Origin of the sequence: Pseudorhodoferax sp. Leaf267 (assembly GCF_001422405.1) — a bacterium.
Classification (GTDB): Bacteria; Pseudomonadota; Gammaproteobacteria; order Burkholderiales; family Burkholderiaceae_C; genus Pseudorhodoferax.
The window spans coordinates 441,067-463,247 of sequence record NZ_LMMV01000021.1; the positions used below are offsets into that span (position 1 = coordinate 441,067).

Genomic DNA, 22,181 nt, shown 5'->3' on the forward strand with positions numbered 1-22,181 from the left:
GAGGGTCAGGGCGCGAGCAGTTGGCGGCTGTCGATCACGTCCAGCTCGAATTGGCCGCTGGCCTTGGCCATGCGCACCATGTGCGCCGTGCCACCGGTCTTGCCGTTGTCCTGGCCATCCCACAGCACCAGCAGCGTGACGCGGCTCGCGCCCCAGGACTGCGCGAGCTGCATCACCCAGCGGTTGCCGCGCTCCCAGGTGTCGATGCCGGGCCGGCCCTGCAGCCAGCGCGGCAGCTCGGCGTCGATGGACAGTTGCAGCCGGCCCTGTTGACGGGCTTCCACGACCTTCAGGAAGCGTGTGCGCCAGTGGTCGGCGTCCGGGAAGACCTGCTGCGCCACGGCGTCCTGCGGCATCGGCAGGCAGAGCCGGGCCGCCACCTGCATGTCGCGGCACAGTTCGTGGGCCAGGATGTCGGCACCTGGCGCAGCGCTGGCCAACACGGTCAGCGCCGTGGTCCCGGTCGCGGTCTGTTGCAGGGCTGCCAGCCGCTCGCCGATGAGTTTGCGCGCCTGTGCCTCGGCGCTGGCCGGGAAGCGCGGCGGCTTGCCGGGCCTGTCGATGCCATGGCCGGCGAACACCACCAGATGGCCAGGCTCCGATCGGGTGGGCGCATCGAGCGCCTGCACGATGGCCTGCACCGCGTCCGCACGCAGGCCCAGTTGCGCGAACAACTTCAGTTGGCCCGTGACCGCGTCGTAGGCGAACGGGTCACCTGCCGGCACGGCATCACGGTAGGCCTGCACCAGCGCCGAGTTGTCGGCCTGCAGCTCTTCCTCGGGCAAGGTCAGGAACAGCAGGTCTGCGTCGGCAATGCGCACCCACGCGTCATCGGGCGACAGTGCGATGGTGCGCTGGATCGAAGCCGCCACGACATGCGCCAGCGCTGGCAGTGCAGATTCCAGGTCCTCGCGCGCGCGGTCGGCTTCCTTCTTGTTGCCCTTGAACAGGTTGCGCCAGGTCGGCAGCGCCGCCAGCAACAGCAGGATGTGGCCCATCTGCAGCGCGGCCAGCCCCGGGTAGAACGCGTTCAGGTCGCCATGGAAGGCTTCGCGGTAAGCCTCGTAGGACTGCAGCACCCGTGCGTCCAGGGCCGCCAGCCGTGCGGCCGCCGGGTCCCTGGCGCCGGCCAGGCGCGCGCGCCACAGCGTCTTGAGGTTGCGGCCCTGCAGCGCCAGGGCCTCGGCGCGCTCCGTGTTGCTGGTGTGCTCGTTGTCCAGCACGCGGCGCACGGCCTGGTTGGACGACTCCAGCTGCGCGTCGCTGCCGCTGTCGCGGTACAGGCGCTCGTAGATGTTGGCCAGCGCCAGGTTGGCCGCAATGTCGTCGGGCCGGGTGGTGCGCAGCGTCTCCCAGCTCTTGCGCGCGCCCTCCCAGTCTTTCAGCCGCCACTGCGCCTGGGCCACGCGGCGCAGCCCTTGGCGCTGGAATCGCTGGCCGGCCAGGTCCTGCGCGATCACGCGCAACCAGCCCTTGTCGCGCGACTTGGCCGCGCGCTCGACCTCCTCGATGAAGTCCAGCGGCACGAGCGTCACAGCCGACGGGTCGGCCTCGGGCAGCGCCGGCATCATCAGGAAGATCGGGCTGTCGGTCTCGCGGTTCGAGCGCAGGCTGGCCTCGATGGTGGCCACGAGCGCATCCACGCCCGCTGCCGGATGGGCCACCTCGTATTTCAGGTAACGGTCGGTCGACAGGTCGAACGGCGTGGTGTCCTGCGAGATGTCGCCCTTGATCATCACCGTGCACTTCTTGCGCAGCGCATGGCGCACGCCCAGCTCGTAGAACACGTTCGCGTTGTGCACGGTGATGTCGCACACCACCAGGTCGGCCTCCAGGATCAGCGCGAACATGTCGGCGCGGATGTTGCCGGCGTCCACGATCTCCGTCGTGGTGCTGCCGGCCAGGCCGCAGCGCTGCAGGGCCGGCGCGATCAACTGCGCATGCACCTGCTCGAAATCGATGGCCTGCCCGGCCGAGTCCTTCTTGACCCCGAAGCCGCGGATCACGAAGGCGCGCGTCATGGCGCGCTGCCGTCCTGGTCGGGCTCGTACAGGGCGGCGAACCTGGCCGCGCTGATCGCGTAGGCGTCGCTGCCGTCCTCGTTGTTGGACACCAGCCAGTCGCCGGCCTCATGGTGCGTGCGGCCCTCCTTGGTCGCCACGCTGCCGGCCTGGTCGGCACGCTCGGCCCAGACAGGCGCCGTCTTGAGCCAGCGGCCGGGGCTCAGCTCGCGGTAGGTGGCGGCAAAGCTGTCGGCCGCCACGGTGTAGACGTCGCCACCGTTGTCGACCAGCCAGTCGTTTCTGCTTGCGCGCTGGGTGTCGCCCCACTTGGTGTAGCGCAAGCCGTCAGTGTCCAGCCTCAGTTGCACGGCGGTCACGGCCTGGTCGGGTTTGCGTCGGTAGCGCTGGCGCATGCTGGGCTCCTGGTGGTGGGGGGCGGGCGTGGCGCCCGGCGCCGGGGGGTGGAGCATGAAGCAAATGCAGCACCGGATCAAGGCCGGCGCCCGGCCTACCAGCCGCCGTCTTCCGCTGTGCGGTGGACAGCGAACGCCGCCAGCAGATCGTCCACCAGCGCCCGCGTCTTCGCCGACAGGTGGCTCCTGGTCGGGAACACCGCGTAGATGTCCGCCGGCGGCAGCGCCCACTGCGGCAGCACCAGCCGCAGCCGGCCCGAGCGCAGCAGCGGCGCCACCTCCCACAGCGAGCGCATCAGGATGCCGTGGCCGTCCAGCGCCCAGCCCACCACGCATTCGCCGTCGTTCGCGGCCAGCGGCCCGCGCACCTTGACCGTCTCCGAGCGCGTGCCAGCCGTCAGGTGCCAGGTACCGAAGGTCTCGTCGTTCTCGCGGATGAAGAGGCACGCGTGTTGCGCCAGTTCGCGCGGATGCTCCGGCGTGCCGGCCTTGTGCAGGTAGGCTGCAGACGCGCACAGCACGCGCCGGTTGCGCGCCAGCAACCGGGCCGTGAGCGTGGAATCCGGCAGTTCGCCCAGGCGGATCTGCAGGTCCAGCCCCTGCGCCACCAGGTCGACCGGGCGGTCCGTCAGCTGCAGCTGCACCTCGACGTCGGGAAAGCGCCGAACAAACGCGGACAGCGCCGGCGCCAGGTGCTTGCGGCCAAAGCCCAGCGTGGCCGCCACGCGCATCTGGCCCTTGGGCACGGCCTGGCTGCCGGACACGGTGCGCTCCAGCGCCTCCAGCTCGGCCAGCACGCGCGCGCCCTCGACCAGGTAGGTCTCGCCCTCGGGCGTCAGGCCCACGCGCCGCGTCGTGCGTTGCAAGAGCCGCACGCCCAGGCGCCGCTCGATGCCGGCCAGCCGCTTGCTGACGGCCGGCGGCGTGATGCCGAGCTGCTGCGCGGCCTCGGTCAGGTTGGCGCACCTGGCCACCTGGGCGAAAAACGCGAGGTCGGAGAACCCATCCATTGATGACTTTCAGGCACTGAACAACTGCCTTTCGGTCGCATTATGGTTCCGGTATTCACGACTACGATGCACCCACCGCGTTTGAACCCACAGGACGACATGCGCCCCACCGACCTCTTCCCCGGCTTCTCCACCCAGGACATCACCACCGACGCGGGCGTGCACATCCGCGTGCGCACGGGCGGCCGGGGCGCACCGCTGCTGCTGTTGCACGGCCACCCGCAGACGCATGCGATCTGGCACAAGGTGGCGCCCACGCTCGCCGAGCGCTTCACGCTGGTGCTGGCCGACCTGCGCGGCTACGGCGACTCGTCCAAGCCCGCTGGCGACGCGGACCACGCCAACTACAGCAAGCGCACGCTGGCGCGCGACATGCTGCGCGTGATGCAGGCGCTGGGCCATGCGCGCTTCGACGTGCTGGCGCACGACCGTGGCGCCCGCGTGGCGCACCGTCTCGCGCTGGACCACGGCGCCGCCGTGCGCCGCCTGGTGCTGCTGGACATCGCGCCCACGCTGGCCATGTACGAGCAGACCAGCGAAGCCTTCGCGCGCGCCTATTGGCACTGGTTCTTTTTGATCCAGCCCGCGCCGATGCCCGAGCGCCTGATCGAGGCCGACCCCGCCGCCTACGTGCGCGAGGTCATGGGCCGGCGCAGTGCGGGCCTGGCGCCGTTCGACCCGCGCGCGCTGGCCGAGTACGCGCGCTCGCTGGCCCTGCCCGGCACGGCGCACGGCATCTGCGAGGACTACCGCGCCAGCGCCGGCATCGACCTGGACCACGACCGTGCCGATCGCGACGCCGGCACGCGCCTGGCCGCGCCGCTGCTCGCGCTGTGGGGCGCGGACGGCGTGGTGCACCGCTGCTTCCAGCCGCTGGACGAATGGCGCCGCGTGGCACTGGATGTGCGCGGCGAGCCCCTGCCCTGCGGCCACTACATCGCCGAGGAAGCGCCCGACGCGCTGCTGGCCCAGGCCCTTCCTTTCTTGAGCACGACATGACCGCCCGCACCCTCTACCAAAAGCTCGTCCACACGCACACCGTGGCCGCGCTCGACGAACAGAACATCCTGCTGTTCTGCGACCTGCACCTCATGAACGAGTACACCAGCCCGCAGGCCTTCGCCGGCCTCTACGCGCAAGGCCGCGGCGTGCCCATGCCGGGCCAGAACGTGGCCGTGGTCAGCCACATCATTCCCACGCACCCCGGCAGGATCCGCGTGATCGCCGACACCGCCTCGGCCCTGCAGGCCAGCAACCTCAGGAAGAACTGCGAACACTTCGGCATCCCGCTGTTCGACACCAACGACGCGCTGCAGGGCATCGAGCACGTGATCGCGCCCGAGCACGGCATGGTGCGCCCCGGCATGGTCATCATCTGCGGCGACAGCCACACCACCACCTACGGCGCGCTGGGCGCCCTGGGCTTCGGCACCGGCACCACCGAGGTTGAGCACGTGCTGGCCACGCAGACCCTGGTCTACCGCGTCGCCAGGAGCATGCACATCCGCATCGACGGCCAACTGCCCGCAGGCACCACCGCCAAGGACCTGGTGCTGCACGTGATCGGCCGCATCGGCGCCCAGGGCGCACGCGGCTACGTGGTCGAGTACAGCGGCAGCGCCATCGATGCGCTGTCGGTCGAGGCCCGCTTCACGCTGTGCAACATGACGGTAGAAGCCGGCGCGCGTGGCGCACTGATCGCGCCCGACCACAAAGCCATCGACTACGTGCTGGCCCGTGCGCCCGATCTGGCCGGCCCGCACCGCGATGCGGCCCTGGCCGCCTGGCAGGACCTGCACACCGACGTGGGCGCCGCCTTCGACGCCGAACACGTCTTCGATGCCAGCGGCATCGCGCCGCAGGTCACCTGGGGCACCAGCCCCGACCAGGTGGCGCCGATCGACGGCCATGTGCCGCAGCTGGCCGACCTGCCCGCCGGCCCGCAGCGCAGCAGCGCCGAGCGCGCGATGGCCTACACCCAGCTGCCGGCCGGCGCGGCCCTGGCCGGCACGCCCATCCAGCACGTGTTCATCGGCTCGTGCACCAATGGCCGCATCGAAGACCTGCGCGCCGCCGCCGGCGTGGTGCGTGGCCGCCATGTGGCAGGCGGCGTGCGCGCCATGGTCGTGCCGGGCTCGGGCGCCGTGAAAGCCGAAGCCGAGGCCGAGGGCCTGGACCGGCTGTTCCTGGAGGCCGGCTTCGAATGGCGCAACCCCGGCTGCTCCATGTGCCTGGCTATGAACGACGACGTGCTGGCCGACGGCGTGCGCTGCGCGTCCACCACCAACCGCAACTTCGAAGGCCGCCAGGGCCGCGGCGCCATCACGCATTTGATGAGCCCGGCCATGGCCGCTGCAGCCGCCGTCACCGGCCGCATCACCGACGTCAGGACCCTGGAGCCACGCGCATGACCACCATCGAAGGCCGCGCCGCCGCCCTGCGCATTGAGAACCTGGACACCGACCAGATCATGCCCAAGCAGTTCCTGCGGGGCATCGACAAGAGGGGCCTGAAGGAGGGCCTGCTCTACGACCTGCGCTTCGACGCGCAGGGCCGGCCGCGGCCGGACTGCGTGCTGAACCAGCCCGCCTACGCGGGCGTGGAGATCCTTGTCGGCGGCTCCAACTTCGGCTGCGGCTCCAGCCGCGAGCACGCCGTGTGGGGCCTGCAGCAGTTCGGCATCCGCGCCGTGGTCGCGCCCAGCTACGCGGAGATCTTCCATTCCAACGCCATGAACAACGGGCTGCTGCTGGTCACGCTGCCGCAGGCGGACATCGAGCGGCTCATGGCGGACGCGGAGGACGCGGCGCACAACGAAGTCGCCATCGACATCGCGGCCCAGACCCTGCGCAGCCGCAGCGTGCAGGCCGGCTTCGACCTGCTGCCGCGGCACAGGCGCATGTTCCTGGAAGGGCTGGACAGCATCGGTTTGTCGCTGACCTACCAGCAGCAGATCGAAGCGTTCGCGCAGCAGCATTGGGCGCGGCGGCCGTGGCTGCGCGATGTGGCGGCGCTGACGCAGCAGCGGCTGGCGCTGCGCTGAACGGGCCACGGCGGCAGATCCGGCCATCGCATGCAGAAAAATCAGGCGACAGGCTGGTGGGCCTATAGAGCCAGTGCCGGCTTCTCACACGGCAACGGCCGAGAGCCTGATGACCGAGCCTTCGATGCCGGTGAGCGGCCATGGCGCCATGCGCTTCGGCCGGGCCGACTACCGCCGCATGGCGAAGGAAGCGCCGATGGTCGTGAACTCCTTCGAGTTCAGCAACGTGCAGGTCGCGTCATCCCCTCAGCCGGGGCACTGGGAAGGCACGGTCTGCGGGTTCACGCCATGCGCACAGCCCCGCGGACTTCGCAGCCTTTCACCGAACGCTCGGCCCACCAGAACAGCGGCAAGGCGAGCACGGCCGCCCCGGCCAGACACACGAAGGCCGGGCCGAAGTGCAGCGCACGCCCCACGATCACGTTGGCCACGCCTGGGCTCAGCGCGGCGCCGATGCCCTGCAGCGTCATCACGAAGCCCAGCGCCGTGTTGAAGCGCCCGCTGCCCGCGGTGTAGCGCTGCACCAGCAGCGGCGTGGCCACGCCCAGCGCGCCGGCGGCCAGGCCGTCGAGGATCTGCACGGGGATGTTGTTCCACGCGCTGGTGAACGCATAGGCCAGCAGCCCGCGCAGCGGCAGCATCAGGATGGCGGCGTAGACGAACCACGCCACGTCGAAGCGCTTGCTGCGCGAAACCCACAGCGCCACCGGCACCATGGTGGCCTGCGCCACGACGATAGCGATGCCCGTCCACAGCAGCGGCGCGGAGTCGGCCACCGTCGCGGCCAGGCGCTGGTTCAAGAGCGGCAGCATGGCCGCGTTGCCCAGGTGGAACAGCGCGCAGGCCAGCGCGAACAGCAGCAGCGGCCGGTTGCGCAGCAGCGCGCCGACGCCACCGGCGTCCGGGTCGTCCGCCGCGCGCGGCGGCGCATCGGCCGACTCGTCGCCACGCGCCGCGGCATGGTCGATGTCGGCAGGGCGGATGGCCAGCACCGAGACCAGCATGCCCGCCGCCATCACCGCCATGACCACGAGGATCCACGGCGCCCCGAGCCAGTGCGCGGCCAGCCCGGCGCAGACGGCCGAGAGCATGTTGCCGGCATGGCTCCAGGCCTCGTTGCGGCCCACCTGGTGCTTGAAGCCGCTGGCGCGCGCCAGCCCCAGCGTGAGCGCGGCCATGGTCGCGCCCAGCACGGCGCCGGCCATGCCCGTCACCACCTGCGAGGCGACCAGCAAGGGGCCGGCCAATGTTGTGAACGCCACGGCACTGGCCGCCGTCACGGCCAGCGCGGCCACCACCGTCAGCGCCCGCTTGGCGCGGCTGTTGTCGACCCAGGCGCCGGCCAGCGGTGTCATGGCGACTGCCGCCAGGCCACCGGCCGTCATGGTGTAGCCGATCAGCTCCTGCTGCACGCCGCTTTCCTGCAGGTAGGTGGCGAGGAACGGCCCCAGGCCGTCGCGCACGTCGGCCATGAAGAAGGCCAGCCAGGTCAGGGCCAGCAGGGAGGTTGGGGCGGCGGCCATGGCGCTGGCTCAGAGCGCGGGCGCGACGTGCTGGCCGTTGACGGTGCGCGCCTCGATCACGCGGCCGCTGCCCGTGGCCAGCGAGTGGGCGGCGCCCTCGGCCTTGACCGTGTCGCCGATCTTCAGCTGCAGACGCTCCAGGCCGTCGGGCCGGGTGTGGACGAAGTCGCCGGTGTCCAGCACCACGCCATTGGGCACGCCGTGCTTGGCGAAGTTGAACCGCGCCACGGTGCCATGCACCTTGGCGTCGCGCCGCGGCGCCGTGGGTTCCTTGCCGTCGATGGCCGCCAGGCGTTCGAAGCGGTAGACGACGTGATCGCCCTCGCCCTTGGGCGACGGGCCGGTCTTGCGGCCTTCGACGACCAGGGCCTGGCCCGCCTGCAGGGCCAGCAGCTGGTCGACCACGGGCGCCTCGTGCGGGTCGACGACGAACTGCGTGGCGATGCCGTCGGTGTCGATGAGCAGGCCTTCGATGCCGCCTTTGGGGCTGTAGACCAGATGCTGGAAGCGGCCTTCGACGGACCAGACGTCGGTGTCGTGATGGGGACGGGGCATGTTGGAAATCCTCGGAGTGAAGCGATGAAGAAAAGAGGTGGAGATCAGGACGCGGGCGGCGGCGGCATGGGCTGGCCGGCCATGGGCGGCTGCGGGCCACGCGGCCCCCTGGGGCCACGTGGGCCGCCCGGCGGCCCCGGCTGCTGGCCGGGGCCTGCGAACAGCTCCTGCATGGTGTCGGCCGTGGGGCCGATGGCCGTGGCTTCGAGCGCGCTGCCCTGCTCGCCGCGGCTGCCCCAGCCGCGCGCATGCACGGTGCTGCCGACCTGCAGGCTGGGCAGCAGTGCCGCGCCGCGGCGCGGGCCGAAGCGCACGATGCTGCCGCTGTCCAGCAGGACGCCGTTGGCGTCGCCGCGGTCGGTGTAGAGCACCTGGGCCACACGGCCGCTGGCGCTCATGGCGGTGAGCGCGCCGCTCTCGCGCGGGGCGCGGGCGCCGGGCACCGGCGGCGTGTCCACGACGCTGCGGCCGCTGGCGCTGGCCTGCACGCTGGCCGCGCGCACGACACGCACATTGGGCAGGTTGGGCGTGCGCCAGCCGCTGACCTGCACCGCGTCGCCCAGCTTCACGGCCTGCAGCAGCGCGGCCGACAGGTGCGGCGCGAAGGCGACCTGCGTGCCGTCGGCCAGCAGGAAGCCGTCGACCTCGCCGTTCGGGTTGAGCAGCCAGCGCTGTACCTTGCCCGCGGCGACGGGGGCGGCCGCGCTGGCATCGGCTGGTGCGGCCATGCCGGCAGGCGGGGGCGCTGCAGGCGCAGGCGGCGGCGGTTGCTGCGCGAAGGCGCTGGCGCCGAGCAGCAGCGCGGCGATGGCAAGAGGGTGGCGAAGGTGTCGCATGGCGTGGCTCCGATGAGGGGATGCCCTGCAGGCACTCAAGCCGCATGCCAGCTGCGATGTCCTTGTGAATCAACGCTCTTCGGGGCCCGCCATGCGCGAGGCTGGATGTTTGCGGGACAGGTGGTGTCCGCTTTGCGGACGCAGTTCAACCCATGCCGTATTGCGCCATCTTGCGGTAGAGCAGCTGGCGGTGGATGCCCAGCAGGCGCGCGGCCTCGGCGCGGTTGCCCCCGCTGCGCGACAAGGCCTGGGCGATCAGCACGCGCTCGAGCCGCTCCACCGTGGCCGGCAGGCTGCCCTCCAGCCATGCGGCCGGCAGCGCTGTGTCGCCCTGCCCCGCGCTGCCCGCGTCGCCCTCGAGCGCCAGATCGGCCGCGTCCACCACGCGGTGGCGCACCAGAGCCTGGCAGCGCTCCATGAGGTTGCGCAGCTCGCGCACGTTGCCGGGCCAGCGGTGGCGCAGCAGCGCCTGTGCCGCGCCGGCCGACAAGGCCTTGGGCGCGCCGCCGTCCTGCCGGGCCGCGGCGCGGCGCAGGAAGTGCTCGGCCAGCGGAATGATGTCGGCCAGCCGCTCGCGCAAAGGCGGCAGGCGCACGGCCAGCACGTTCAGCCGGTAGAACAGGTCTTCGCGGAAGCTGCCGCCCTGCACGGCCAGCGCCAGGTCGCGGTGCGTGGCGGCCACCACGCGCACATCGACTTTCACCGTGCGGTGGCCGCCCAGCGGCGTGACCTCGCCCTCCTGCAGCGCACGCAGGATCTTGGCCTGCACGCTGGGCGCCATGTCGCCGATCTCGTCGAGCAGCAGCACGCCGCCGTCGGCCGCGCGAAAGCAGCCGGGCCGGTCGGCCGTGGCCCCCGTGAAGGCGCCGCGCACATGGCCGAAGAGCTCGCTTTCCAGCAGCTCCTTGGGGATGGCGGCGCAATTGATGGCCACGAACGGCCCCTGGGCGCGCGCCGAATGCCGGTGCAGCGCGCGCGCCACCATCTCCTTGCCGCTGCCGGTTTCGCCCAGCACCAGCACCGGGGCCGCGCTGGCGGCGGCCAGGCCGATGCGCTTGTGCACCTCGCGCATGGCCTCGCTGAGGCCGACCAGCTCGTCCGTGTCGTGCGGCTCGGCGGGCGCGGGCCGCGTCGCCTCGGCCGGCGCCTCGCTGCGCAGCGCGCGGGCCAGCACGTCGACGACGGACTGGCGGCTGATCGGCTTGGTCAGATGGTCGAAGGCGCCCAGGCGCATGGCCTCGATGGTGTTGCCGCCGCTGGCGTAGGCCGTGAGCACCACCACGGGCGGCAGGCGCGGCAGCCGGGCGCGCAGCGCGGCCAGCGTGTCCAGGCCGTTTATGCCGGGCATGCGGTGGTCCAGGAACACGGCGTCGAAGCGGCTGGCGGCTGCCACCGCCAGGGCCTGCTCGCCGCTGGCGGCCTGCACCGCCTCGTGGCCCAGGCTGTCCAGCGTCTCGGCCAGCGTTTCGCGAAAAGCCCGGTCGTCGTCGACGATCAAGAGGCGTGCCATGGGATCTCCAGTTCGAAGCGGGCACCGGGCGCCAGCGCCACATGGCGCAGCTCGCCGCCATGCGCCAGCGCCACCTCGCGCGCCAGCGCCAGGCCCAGGCCGGTGCCGTCGGCGCGGCCGGTGGCGAAGGGCTCGAACAGCTGGGGCAGCAGCGCCTCGGACACGCCCGCGCCGTTGTCGTCCACGCGCAGCAGCAGCGTGCCGGCGGCCGTGTGGTGCGCCGACAGCGCGACTGTGCCGCCCGTCGGCGTGTGGCGCACGGCGTTGTCCAGCAGGTTGTCGGTGGCGCGGGCCAGGTGCACGGGGTCGAAGCGCGCGGTGCCCGGTGCGCCGCCCTGCAGCGCAAGCCGCACGCCCCGCTCGGCCGCCTGCGGCTGCACGCCCGCCAGCCGCTCGGCCAGCCAGGCCGGCAGGTCGACGCGCTGCGGCGCCAGCGTGACGGGCTGCACCAGGGCCAGCAGGCTTTGCACCAGGCCCTCGAGCCGGTCGATCTGGCCGACGATGGCCTGCAGCGCGGCGCCCTGGCGCTCGGGCGCGGCGGCCAGCGCGTTCTCGGCCTTGAGCCGCATGGCCGCAATCGGGTTGCGGATCTCGTGCGCGATGCCGCCGGTCATGCGGCCCAGCGCAGCCAGGCGCTGGTCGCGGCTGCGTTGCTGCGCCGCCTGCTGCAGCTGCGCGCGCGCCTGCTCGAAGCGCGCGCGGTAGCGGTTGAAGCTGTCGACGATGCGGTCGAGCTCCTGCACGCCGGTGCGGGCCAGCTCGGGCACGCCGTCGCCCTGGGCGCGCACGAGCTGGCCTTCGAGCTGCTCCACATGGCGCAGGCCGCGCCGCAGGATCAGCCCCAGCCACAGCGCCGAGACCAGCGCCACCACCAGCAGCACGGCCAGGCCGGTGTACAGGCTGCCCTGCGCGGCCAGCGCGCCGGCATGCGTGCGCGTCATGGTCCAGGCGGCCAGGTCCTGGCCCGGGGCGGCCAGCGGGCAGGAAGCGACGATCAAGGCCTCGCGCGTGCCGCGCACGATGTCCAGCTGCGGTGATTGCGTGCGCGCGGCCTGCTGCGCCAGCTCCACGATCAGCGGCTGCTCGGCGGCCGGCACATCGCGCTTGACGCCGGTGCCCTCGTAGGTGGGGTAGGCATAGGCCAGCAGCCCGCCCTGCGCCTGCCAGATGCCGCCCTCCACATGCGGCGTCTCGCGCAGCACCAGCTGCAGCAGCACCTGCAGCAGATCGAGCTGCGGCGCCGCGGACGTGGGGCCGGGCACCGACCTGGCATAGCGGGCCGCGATCGCCGCGCAGGACTGCTGCGCCGCCGCCCGGCCAGCGTCCACCTGCGCGCCGGCACTGCTGCGGTAGAGCACGACCATGACCACGGCCAGCGTGGCGCACAAGGCCAGCAGCAAGGCGCCGAACAGCGTCAGTTGCGTCCTCAGCGAGCGCATGCGCCGGGCCGTTCAGCCTGGTAGGCCGGCCGCCAGGGTGGGAGATGGTTGCCGCGTGCGCGTGGTGTCGAGGGGTGCATGGTGCGCGGCGTGGAGCGTGGGCAAAACTGTACCGCTCCCCGGCGCGGCCCCGGCCGCCCTGCGTGTCGGACGCGGCCCCTTCCGCCTAGCGGCGCCGGCCTCGATGCACACGGGCCGGCAGGCGCTCACGTCTTCAGGCGATGCCCATCTGCGCTGCGCGCATCCGCCCCTGCGGTCGCGGGCACGGGCCCCAGGAATCGGGAGATGTCCACATGGTCCACCAGCTCGGGGCTCAGGTACTTGCGCGCAAAGCGCAAGTACACGCCGGACGTCAGGAACAGGTCGAAGATGTCCGCGTCGATGTGGCCGCGGCGCTTGAAGCCCCACAGGATCTGCACGGCCTCCGACAGCGACTTGGACTTCTTGTAGGGCCGGTCTGCCGCGGTCAGGGCCTCGAAGATGTCGGCCACCGCCATGATGCGCGCCGGCACCGACAGCTGCTCGGCCGTCAGCTGGCGCGGGTAGCCATTGCCCTTGAGCGTCTCATGGTGGGTGCCGGCGTACTCGGGCACGCGGCGCAAGTTCTTCGGGAACTGCATGGACTCCAGCATCAGGATGGTCTGCGTGATGTGCTCCTGGATCTTGTAGCGCTCCTCCGGCGTGAGCGTGCCGCTGCGCACCGCCAGGTTGTGCAGCTCGCCCCGGTTGTACAGATGCTCGGGGATGTCCATCTTGAAGCCGTGCGCCGGGTCGGCCACCGGCGTGGCCGGGCGCGGCACGATGTGCTGCGGCTTGTCCTGCAGCAGCTGCTCCATGGCCGGCAGGGGCGATGCGGCGACGCCTTCGAGCAGCGCCATCATCTCGTGGCTCAGCCCTGCCCGGTCGTCGAAATGGCGCCACCAGATCTGGCTGCCGATGCTGTGCAGCCGCGTCACGTGCGCTGGGTCCATGGACTCGGCGCCCACGTTGCAGCGGGCCACGAACGCAAAGTCTTCCTGCAATTGCGCATGCCGCTCGTCGCGCTGCGCACGGGACGCCGCCATGTCGCCGCCGATCAGGCAGCTCTTCAGGTGGTCGATCTCGGCGTCGCGCCACAGCACCTCGAAGCGCGTGCGGATCTCGTGGATGCGGTCGTACAGCGTCTCCAGCTTGGTGGCCTTGTCGACCACATACTCGGGCGTGGTGATCTTGCCGCAGTCATGCAGCCAGGCACCGATGCGGAACTCGCGCCACTGGTCCGGCGTCTCGAAGCGGAAGGCGGCCAGCGGACCTTCCTGCACGCGGGTCGCCTCCTCGGCCAGCATCACGGCCAGTTCGGGCACGCGCGCGCAGTGGCCGCCGGTGTAGGGGCTCTTGGCGTCGATGGCGCCGGCCAGCAGCTGCACCATGGAGTCGACCATGCCGGCCTGCGCCTGCACGAGCTGGTGGTTGTCCAGCGACACCGCCGCCTGCGCGGCAAGGGCCATGGCCAGCTGCACGTCCTCGGCGCTGAAGGGCACGGCCTTGCCGGTGATGGGATCGAGCGCGTTCATGAGCTGGAGCACGCCGATCACCTCGCCCTCGCGCGGCGCGAGCGGCAGGGCCAGCATCGACACGGTGCGGTAGCCCGTGCGCTCGTCGAAGCTGCGCGTGCCGCTGAGGTCGAACCGTGTCTCGGTGTAGACGTCTTCGATCACCACCGGCTGGTTGCGCAACGCCGCATAGACGGAAACGAAGTGCAGGTTCTCGCGTCCGTCCGCGCCGTCCAGCGGGATCTCGTTGCTGGGCAGCGGGTCGTCGCGCGTGCGCAGGGCGAACCGGAGCGTGCGGTTCTCGGTCACGATGAACAGCGTGGCCGCATCGCAGCGCGTCAGGCGCTTGGCGCCCCACAGGATCTGGTGCAGCAGGTCCATCATGTTCCGCTCGCGCGACATCGACAGCCCGGCCTCGATTAGCTCCTCCAGGCGGCGGCGCGAGCTGTGCAGGTCCTGCGTGCCGGCGCGCAGCGACTCGCGCATGACCTCGTGCGCGTCTGCCAGCGTGCTGAACTCCTGCAGCCGCGAGCGCACGCGCGGGGCCGGCCCGAAGTCCAGGCTGCTGATGCGCAATGCGTCCTGCGTGAGCGCCTTCAGCGCGCCCACGGCGCGCTTGGCCACGACCAGCGACGTGAAGAGCGCGGTGGCCAGCACCAGCAGGGCCAGCAAGGCCAGCCGGTCGCGTGCCGCGAACATGAAGCCGAAGATCTGCGCGGCCGGCGCGTAGGCCACGACGCGCCAGCGCTCGCCCGGCATGAACTCCAGGCTGGACTGCGCCATCACCTGCGCCTCGCCGGCGACGTTCTCCACCCGCACCTCGGGCGTCGGGCCCGCGGCCCGCCAGCGCTCCAGGTCCAAAAGCGCGCCGTGGGCACCGCTCGCGACGGCGGGCGCGTGCGCACCCGCGGCCGGGGCCGAGGCGCCTGCCCCGGCGCCCGCTGCGGCGATGCGGCCGGATGGATCGATCAGAGCGCCCACCGTATGCGGCGCATACGACAGGCCGGCGAACAGCGCATCCAGGTCCGCCTGGCCGATCTGCGCAGCGGCAACGCCGGAGCCGTCCGCCAGGCGGCGCGCCACGGTGATGCCGGTCCCGCGCGTCGTGAAGAAGGGCTCGATCTTGGTCACCAGAGCGTCCGCGCGTGCCGCCGCGGCGGTGCTCACGTGGTCCTGCCAGCCATCGAAGCCCGTGCTGCCGTGCCGCTCGGCCAGCAGGTTGCCGGCGGCGTCGAGGAAGCGCCATGTCTCGGGCCGGCCGCCGGCCACGGCGGGCGCCTGCACGGTGCGCGTGGCAAAGCGTGCGCCTTCCGGCGCGCCCAGCGCCTGCGCCAGCGCCGTGTTGCCGCGCAGGGCCACGGCCTGGTAGAAGCGGCCGTCGGTCCTGGTCAACTGGAAAGACTGGATGCTGCGCTCCACGGCGAGCGCCGCGATCCACTGGCGGTGCAGCGCTGCGGCCTGTTCCTCACCCGCGCCTGGGCCCGCGACGGCCAGCGCCACGGCATCCACATGGCCGCGCGCATGATCGACCAGGCCCGTGACCAGATCGCTGCTGCGCTGGACCTGCTGCGTGAACACCAGCTGCCCGCTCTGCATGGACATGGCTTCGAATTTGACGAAGGTGATGCGGACCAGCGCCGCCGTCACGGCCAGCGTGATCACGATGAGCGCGGCGCACAGCACCGACTCCAAACCCCATCTGCTGTCTCCGTTCCGGGCCATATGTGTTTCCGTTTGCCAGTGCGGCGCCGTCCGGCGGAACCGGGCTTGCGCCAACACAGGGTCCTTCCGATTTTGGCTTACCAAACGATACTAATGGTGCAAGTAATTGGCATAATTTCTGAGCGAGTCGCGCTCCGTTGCCGTTGCCATCGCCGCCTCGCCGGCTACTTGTCGGTGAACGTGAGGATGTCGCCCCGCTCGCCACGGCGCAGGCGTTCCAGGTGCAGTTGCACCAGGGGCTCGGCCGCATCCTCACGGGCCAGCGCTTCGAACGCGGCCAGTGCGCCCGGGTCTTCCTGCGCCATCAGTGCGTAAGCGGCCTCGTAGCGCGCGATGGCGGCCCGGTCGGCCGGCAGGTCCAGCCCGTTGTGGGCAGGCTGGAAGACCTTGAGCGGCCTGGACTTGCCCTTGAACACCAGCCGGCCTGCGCAACGCATGGCCAGCCCGGTGCTGGCCGCCAGCACGTCTTGCGACACGCACAGCCGCGTGCCCAGGTGCTTGTTGGCCGCCTCCAGGCGCGAGGCCGTGTTCACCGGGTCGCCGAGTGCCCGGTAGTCGAAGATGGTGCCGCCACCGAAGTTGCCGACGATCACGTCGCCGCAATGCACACCGATGCGCGTGTGGCCGAAGGACACGCCGCCGGACTGCTGGCGGCCCGCGAACGCAGTGGCGAAGCGCTGCAGCTCGATGGCGCACGCCAGGGCGCGCTCGCGGTGGTCCACCTGGGGCACCGGGGCCGAGAACATGATGGCGATGCCGTCGCCGACGATGCGGTCCAGCGTGCCCTGGTGGCGAAACGCGATCGCGATCATGCCGTCCAGGTAGTCGTTGAGCAGCCCGACCGCGGCAGCAGGGTCGATGCGCTCCATCAGCCCGGTGAAGCCGGCCAGGTCCGAGAACACGAAGCTGCAGCAGCGCCGGTCGCCACCGAGCGCGAGTTGCTCCGGGTGCTGCACGATGTGGGCCACGAGGTTGGGCGAGACGTAGCGCGAGAACGCCTGCGACACCCAGCGCCGGCGCCGCTCGCTCATGTGGTGGCGGTGCAGGCTGGGCGCCAGGAAGGCCGCGGCCACGCCGAGCGAGGGCGTCAGCGGGTCCAGCAGCAAGCGCATGTCGGTGAAGGCCCACCAGGCGCCGGCGGCCAGGCCGGCCAGCACCAGCGCAGTCGCTGATCCCGCCACGGCCGGCCCCGTGCGCAGGGCCAGCACCCCTACGGTGGCGCCGCCGAACAGCAGGCACAGGGCCTCCAGTGCACGGGCCCAGCCGGGCCGCGCCAGGGTCTGGCCCGTCAGCACCTGTTCGAGTGCCTGGGCATGGACTTCCACCCCGGGAACGACCTGGCCCAGCGTGCCGAAGCGCAGGTCCATCAGGCCCGAGGCGGACGTGCCCAGCAGCAGCAGCTTGCCGTCCAGCTCGTGCGCGGGCACCTGGCCTTGGAGCAGCTTCCAGGCCGCGATGGTGCGCGCCGGTGCGGGCGGCGTGTAGTGCACCCACAGCTCGCCCGACGCCGTCGTCGGGATGGTCAGCGCCCCGATGCGCACCTGCTGCAGCCCGTCGCTGGCGCTGCGCACGACGATGTTGCGCTCGCCCTGGGCGACCCGCAGCATCTCGGTCAACAGGCTGGGCACGAGCTGGTCGCCAGAGCGCAGCAGCGTGGGCACGCGGCGCACCACGCCGTCCGAGTCCGGCATGAACGCGAGCGCGCCGTGGCCGGCTGCGTGCGCGGCCAGCGGCTGCACCGCCCCGACCGTGCCGCCGAAAGCGGGCAGGAACGGCGCCGCGGCGGCGCCCACCTCCACGAAACGCGCCTGCATGGGCACGGACGGAGCCGCCGCGTCGGCCTGGCCGGGCGCACCCGCCGTGGTGGCGGGCAGCATCGACACGCCCAGCACGACCCGGGCGTGGTCCATGGCCCGCGCGAACACCGTGTCATGGTCGGGCAGCGCCGCGAACGCGACCCGCTGCACGGCGGACAGCGCCCACTGGTTGCTGGCCAGCTGGGGCGACGTGCGGTCCCGCTCGGCGAACACCACGTCGAAGCCGATGGCGGCTGCATTGCCGCGGTGGGCCTGCTCGACCAGCTCGGCCATGCGCGTGCGTGGCCACGGCCACTGGCCCAGGCGGTTCAGGCTCTCTTCGTCGACGTCGACGATGCGCACGGCGGTGTCCTGGTACACGCGGGGGTGCCAGCGCTGGAACTGGTCGAACAGGGCATGGCGCAGCGTCTGCAGCCAGGCAGGGTCGGCCAGCAGCAGCCCACAGGCCAGCAACAGCCCACCGAGCCAGCCCGTGGCGCGTGCGGCCACAGCCCAGCGCGGGCCGCGTTCGGAGTCGGTCATGGCAGCCGTGCCTGGCTTCAGGGCTTGAAGACGATGGCGCCGGAGACCACGCCCAGGTTGTTCCGAAACCCGTACAGCAAGCCGGCCCGCGCGCTGCCGGTGTCGCCCACCATGCCGCGCACCGCTACGCCGTTGCCCAGGGCGCCGGTGCACGTGGCAGCACAACCCGCACCGGTGCTGGTGATGAGGGCGCCGCCGGCAAAGCCGAAGCTGCCCGTCTGGGCCGCCGTGCCGGTCAGGGTGTAGGTCTGGTCTGGAACGGGCACCGTCAGATTGAAGGTGGCAAAGCCGCCGATCGGCCCCGGGAAGGTGACCCGCAGCGAACCGCTGGCAGCGTTCTCCGCGCCCGTGACCAGCACCTGGCCCTGCCGCGACGTGATGGTGGTGGCCGTCGATGCGAAGGACTGGAAGTTCTTCAGCACGGGCAAAGACGGGGTGCCGGCGAACGTGAAGTAGTGCAAGGCCCGTGCGCGCCCTTTTCCACCTTCGTCGTCGTCGTCCTCACTGCCTTTGACGTCGTGCTTGCCGTCGGTCCAGCGGCCCCAGGCGATGCGGCCGTCCGAATGCGTCTGGACGGCCGCGCCGTCCTTCAGCAGTTTCTTGCCGGAGCCCGCGCGCTCGCGCACCTCCGTCAGGGCCGTGCCGTCGAAGGTGCGTTGGCCTGTTGCGCTGACCACCTGCGTGCTGCCGTCGCGGTCGCTGGAGACGGCCATCACGGTGCCGGCCGAGGACGGCAGAGGCGATTCGACGAACGGCGCGGAAGGTGGTGTGCCAGGGCGGGGGGGCGGGACGGGCAACGGAGCCGGTGCAGCACCGCCAGGTGCAGGCGTGGGCGCTGGCGCCGTGCCGCCGGGTCCTGGTGCAGGTGCAGGTGCAGGTGCAGGTGCAGGCACGGCCGGCTCCGGTTCGACCACCGGGACCGGCGCTGCCATGCCGGGGGGCGGTGTGAAGCGGCCCGGTGGCGGCGCCGTCAGCACGCCGCCGCCGTCGGCCGGTGCGGGCGCGGCGGGGCCTGCCTCTTCGGACGCCGGTGCGGCCAGCGCCTGCAGATAGCCCTGGACTTCGTTGGCGGCCAGCCGCGCGGGCGGCACGGATGCGTCTGCCACCGGCGCGTTCGCAACACCCGCGGTGGTGGCCGTGCCCGACTGGCCGCTGCCTGCAGGAACGGCGGTGGACACCAGCCTGGAAATGGTGGGTTGTGACGTGCGGCTGGCGGCGAAGGCCGACATGCCACGCGCCACATCGTTGCATCCGCTGTCGTTGCACAGCGCGATGCGGCCGCTGGTCACATTGACGGTCAGCCCGTCGCGCAACACGGCCGTGTACTCGGTACCGCGGATGCCGATCAGGCCGACCGGCGTTTCCATGCGGTAGTTGTCCGGGTTGGCCTTGCCGATGAAGCCGCTCACGGTGCGCAGCCCCCCTTTGATCAGGCGCATGTAGCCGCGCTCCTCGACGCCCTCGCCCGCGACGTGGTAGGCGTCCAGCCGCAGCGTGGTCTGCGGCCGCAAGGCGATCATGGCGCCGTCGACCATGCGCAGCTGCACCGTGGCGCCGCCCGTGTCGATGGTGTCGCCGGACGTGAGCGTCATGCCCTGTTGCACGGGCCGCCGCTCACCGCCGGCGCCGATGATGCTGCCGCCTTCGGACGCGAACAGGACGGTGGCCGAGGGCCTGGCCTGGCCGTGCGCCATGCCGGCCATCGCCAATGCAAGGCACAGGACACCGAGGCGTGGCAGGCGCAGTCGTCCGGTTCGGGCGGTGGGGCGTGGCGGGTGCATGGCGGAATGGACGGTTGGATGCGGTGCAGGACGGGACGCGCTGGCGTGCAGCCGGAGGGTCGACGGCGCGGTCATGGGAACTCCCTGCGAACGGCCAGTTGCCAGATCACGCGCCGGTATTCGAAGAGGACCACGTTGGACTGCGCACGCACGAAGGCCAGCTGGGGCGAGATGCGCCAGGCGGGCGCCGGCTTGAAGTGCAGCCCGGTGGTGAAGTCGAACTGCCGGTCCACACGGCCCATGTCGAAGAACGGCTCGCTGCCGCCGTAGCGCCGGCGCTCGTACTGCACCGCCGCGAAGGCCTGCCAGCGGTCCGTCAGCGTGGCCTCTGCACCGGCACGCGCGCCGACGGCGCGGTGGCCGTAGTTCTCCACCCCGCTGGCGCGCGGTTTCTCCTGCGCGCGGTAGACGCTGCCGTAGGCGACCTGCCGGCCCTCGTTCAGTGCCCGGGCGTAACCGAGGCCGTAGACGGTGCGGTCGGCGTCGCGTGTGGGGTCGATGGCGTAGTCGAGCCGGCCGTGCTGGGCGAACACGCTGACCTGCGAGAGGCGGTCCAGCGTGTACTGCCATTGCGCGCTCAGGCCCGCGTTGCGACGGTAGCGCTGGCGGTCGATGTCTTGCAGGTTGCCTTGCAGTGCGGTGGTGAAGCGGCTGGCGCCGCGCGTGTACGCCACACCCGCGCTGGCGTCCAGATACCGGCTGTCGAACGCATCGGCATGCCGGTAGAACGTGGTGCGGGCGTTGACCGCAGCCTCCAGTTCCCAGGCTGCGTTCAGTGGCAGCCGCACGCCGAGGCCGGCACCGGCCCCGCCGAACGCGGCGCTGCGGCGCTGGTTTTCCGGCGACATCTCGAACACGATGCCGCCGAACGCGGGCAGTGCGAACTGCCCGGCGGCCGTGGCGCTGTTGGCGTTGCTGTCGTGTCCGGCGAAGCCTTCCACATAGCCGCGCCAGATGCTTGCCGTGGTGTCCACCGGCTCCTGGTCGATGGCGCCCAGCACCCGGTCGATCGCGGCAGCGGCCTCGGCCGGCATCTGGCCCTGCCGTGCACGGCGCAGCTCGGTGCGCGCCTCGGCCGTTTCGCCAGCGGCCAGGTAGGCCCTGGCCAGCTCGGCCCGCGCCAGGTTGTCCTCGGGGTTGAGCAGCACCGCGCGCTCCAGCGCAAAGATGGCGCGGGCGTTGTGGCCCGCGTCCAGTGCAGAGATGCCCAGCAGGAAGCTGTACGCAGGGTCGCGCGCCCGCTCCGGCTCCAGCGGCTCCAGGATGGCAAATGCCGCTTGCGGCTGGCCTTCGGCCATGAGCGCGCGCGCGCGCTCGACCGCAGGGTCGGTCAGTTGGGCGGCAGCATGAAAACCCGACAGCGCCAGGATGCAGCCGAGGACTGCGCGCGCTGCAGGGCGCAGGCGTGAAAGAGAAGACTGATGTTGCACACAGCTCCGGATACGGTAAAGCAGCTGTGCATTTTTGGTGGTTCTTTTGCTGCGGGACAGGGATTTGTTCCTGATTTCGGCACAACCAATCCAATCTTTAGGTTATTTTTTGATCGTATTCGGACGACCGGGTTGCCGCCGCACCCTGCAGGTGCCTGACATGTCTCGATCCGCATACCAGCCCTGCCACCCACCACGGCCCCAGCAGGCGCTGCGCACCCTAGACTTTTGTGTTCGGAGCCACGCCCTCTCGCACACCGGAGACCCCATGGACGATCTGACCCAACTCATCTACGAACTGAACGGCCACGTGGCCACGCTGACGATGAACGCGCCGCCCGTCAACGCGCTCACGCGCACGCTCAACGACGAGCTCACGCTGGCGCTGGATCGCATCTCAGAGATGGACGAAGTGCGCGCCGTGGTGCTGACCGGCGCCGGCAAGGTGTTCTGCGCCGGGGCCGACCTGAAGGGCCGCGCGTCCGTCATCAAGGGGCCTGGCGACCTGCCCGCCCATTCGCGCCGCACGCGCGAGTGCTTCCACGCGATCCGCGAATGCGCCAAGCCCGTGGTCTGCGCCATCAACGGGGCGGCGCTGGGCTCGGGCGTGGCCATGGCGGCGTCCAGCGACATCCTGGTCGCCTCGGACAAGGCATCGCTGGGCCTGCCGGAGGTGGACGTCGGCCTGCTGGGCGGCTGCCGCCATGCCATGCGATTGTTCAGCCACTCGCGCCTGCGCCGCATGGCGCTGACGGGCATGCGCGTGCCGGGTGCCGAGCTGTACCGGCTGGGCATCGTCGAGGCCTGCGTGGCCCCCGAGGAACTGATGGCCACTGCCATGGAGATCGCCCAGAGCATCGCGTCCAAGAGCCCGGTCTCCACGCGCATGGGCAAGCACACCCTGAATGTGATCGAGGACATGAGCCTGCGCGACGGCTACCGCTACGAGCAGGACATGACGGCGCAGATCGGCAAGACCGACGACGCCAAGGAAGCGCAGCGCGCCTTTGCGGAAAAGCGCCCTCCCGTCTTTACCGGCCGCTGA

Annotated in this window: 16 protein-coding genes; 4 read left to right on the plus strand and 12 right to left on the minus strand. The window is 71.5% G+C overall.

Translation table 11 applies throughout. The features are described 5' to 3' along the window. Positions 1-5: 5 nt before the first annotated feature. The 3 genes from ASF43_RS19185 to ASF43_RS19195 are packed head-to-tail and all read right to left on the minus strand — an operon-like array spanning position 6 to position 3,426. Positions 6-2,021: a tetratricopeptide repeat-containing protein gene (locus ASF43_RS19185; RefSeq protein ID WP_056184310.1), complete on the minus strand. Its 2,016-nt coding sequence runs from the start codon at positions 2,019-2,021 to the stop codon at positions 6-8. Next, on the minus strand, positions 2,018-2,473 hold the full coding sequence (locus ASF43_RS19190) for a hypothetical protein (RefSeq protein WP_200932573.1): 456 nt from the start codon (positions 2,471-2,473) through the stop codon (positions 2,018-2,020). Before ASF43_RS19190 ends, ASF43_RS19185 begins: the two co-directional genes overlap by 4 nt. A 38-nt stretch (positions 2,474-2,511) precedes the next feature. Further along, the gene (locus tag ASF43_RS19195; RefSeq protein ID WP_056184314.1) at positions 2,512-3,426 is read right to left on the minus strand and encodes a LysR family transcriptional regulator; all 915 of its coding nucleotides are present in this window, start codon (positions 3,424-3,426) and stop codon (positions 2,512-2,514) included. Between the two features lie 99 nt (positions 3,427-3,525). Between ASF43_RS19195 and ASF43_RS19200 the strand changes: the two genes are divergently transcribed. From ASF43_RS19200 to leuD, 3 genes are read left to right on the plus strand one after another with little or no spacing between them, the layout of a single operon-like run. Continuing rightward, entirely contained in the window at positions 3,526-4,425 is a 900-nt protein-coding gene (locus ASF43_RS19200) for an alpha/beta fold hydrolase (protein WP_056184619.1), read from the plus strand. Further along, entirely contained in the window at positions 4,422-5,837 is a 1,416-nt protein-coding gene (gene leuC, locus ASF43_RS19205) for a 3-isopropylmalate dehydratase large subunit (protein WP_056184316.1), read from the plus strand. Before ASF43_RS19200 ends, leuC begins: the two co-directional genes overlap by 4 nt. Then, positions 5,834-6,469, plus strand: coding sequence for a 3-isopropylmalate dehydratase small subunit (gene leuD / locus ASF43_RS19210; protein WP_056184318.1), 636 nt, complete (start codon positions 5,834-5,836; stop codon positions 6,467-6,469). The genes leuC and leuD overlap by 4 nt, the downstream gene beginning before the upstream one ends. Positions 6,470-6,750: 281 nt before the next feature. Here the strand turns inward: leuD and ASF43_RS19215 are convergent, their stop codons facing one another. The 9 genes from ASF43_RS19215 to ASF43_RS19255 form a co-directional block, all read right to left on the minus strand. Further along, positions 6,751-7,992 carry an MFS transporter gene (locus ASF43_RS19215; RefSeq protein WP_082497971.1) on the minus strand — a complete coding sequence of 414 codons (1,242 nt, stop codon included), beginning with the start codon at positions 7,990-7,992 and terminating at the stop codon, positions 6,751-6,753. Between the two features lie 9 nt (positions 7,993-8,001). Continuing rightward, a complete protein-coding gene (locus tag ASF43_RS19220; protein ID WP_056184320.1) occupies positions 8,002-8,547 on the minus strand; it encodes a hypothetical protein in 546 nt (181 codons plus the stop codon). A 44-nt stretch (positions 8,548-8,591) separates the two neighbouring features. Beyond that, positions 8,592-9,383, minus strand: coding sequence for a hypothetical protein (locus ASF43_RS19225; RefSeq protein WP_056184322.1), 792 nt, complete (start codon positions 9,381-9,383; stop codon positions 8,592-8,594). Between the two features lie 145 nt (positions 9,384-9,528). After that, positions 9,529-10,893, minus strand: coding sequence for a sigma-54 dependent transcriptional regulator (locus ASF43_RS19230; RefSeq protein ID WP_056184324.1), 1,365 nt, complete (start codon positions 10,891-10,893; stop codon positions 9,529-9,531). After that, positions 10,878-12,332 (minus strand): HAMP domain-containing sensor histidine kinase, encoded by a 1,455-nt coding sequence (locus ASF43_RS19235; RefSeq protein ID WP_056184326.1) that lies wholly within the window; start codon positions 12,330-12,332, stop codon positions 10,878-10,880. The genes ASF43_RS19230 and ASF43_RS19235 overlap by 16 nt, the downstream gene beginning before the upstream one ends. A 206-nt stretch (positions 12,333-12,538) precedes the next feature. Next, a complete protein-coding gene (locus ASF43_RS19240; protein WP_235578312.1) occupies positions 12,539-15,547 on the minus strand; it encodes an HD family phosphohydrolase in 3,009 nt (1,002 codons plus the stop codon). Between the two features lie 203 nt (positions 15,548-15,750). After that, entirely contained in the window at positions 15,751-17,925 is a 2,175-nt protein-coding gene (locus ASF43_RS19245) for a CHASE2 domain-containing protein (RefSeq protein WP_082497972.1), read from the minus strand. A 17-nt stretch (positions 17,926-17,942) separates the two neighbouring features. Further along, the gene (locus ASF43_RS19250) at positions 17,943-19,619 is read right to left on the minus strand and encodes a FecR domain-containing protein (RefSeq protein ID WP_162241826.1); all 1,677 of its coding nucleotides are present in this window, start codon (positions 19,617-19,619) and stop codon (positions 17,943-17,945) included. 158 nt (positions 19,620-19,777) lie between these two features. Further along, on the minus strand, positions 19,778-21,136 hold the full coding sequence (locus ASF43_RS19255; RefSeq protein ID WP_156373415.1) for a surface lipoprotein assembly modifier: 1,359 nt from the start codon (positions 21,134-21,136) through the stop codon (positions 19,778-19,780). A gap of 268 nt (positions 21,137-21,404) precedes the next feature. Here ASF43_RS19255 and ASF43_RS19260 point away from each other — a divergent pair, with 268 nt between their 5' ends. Next, positions 21,405-22,181, plus strand: a complete 777-nt coding sequence (locus ASF43_RS19260) for an enoyl-CoA hydratase/isomerase family protein (protein ID WP_056184332.1) — start codon at positions 21,405-21,407, stop codon at positions 22,179-22,181.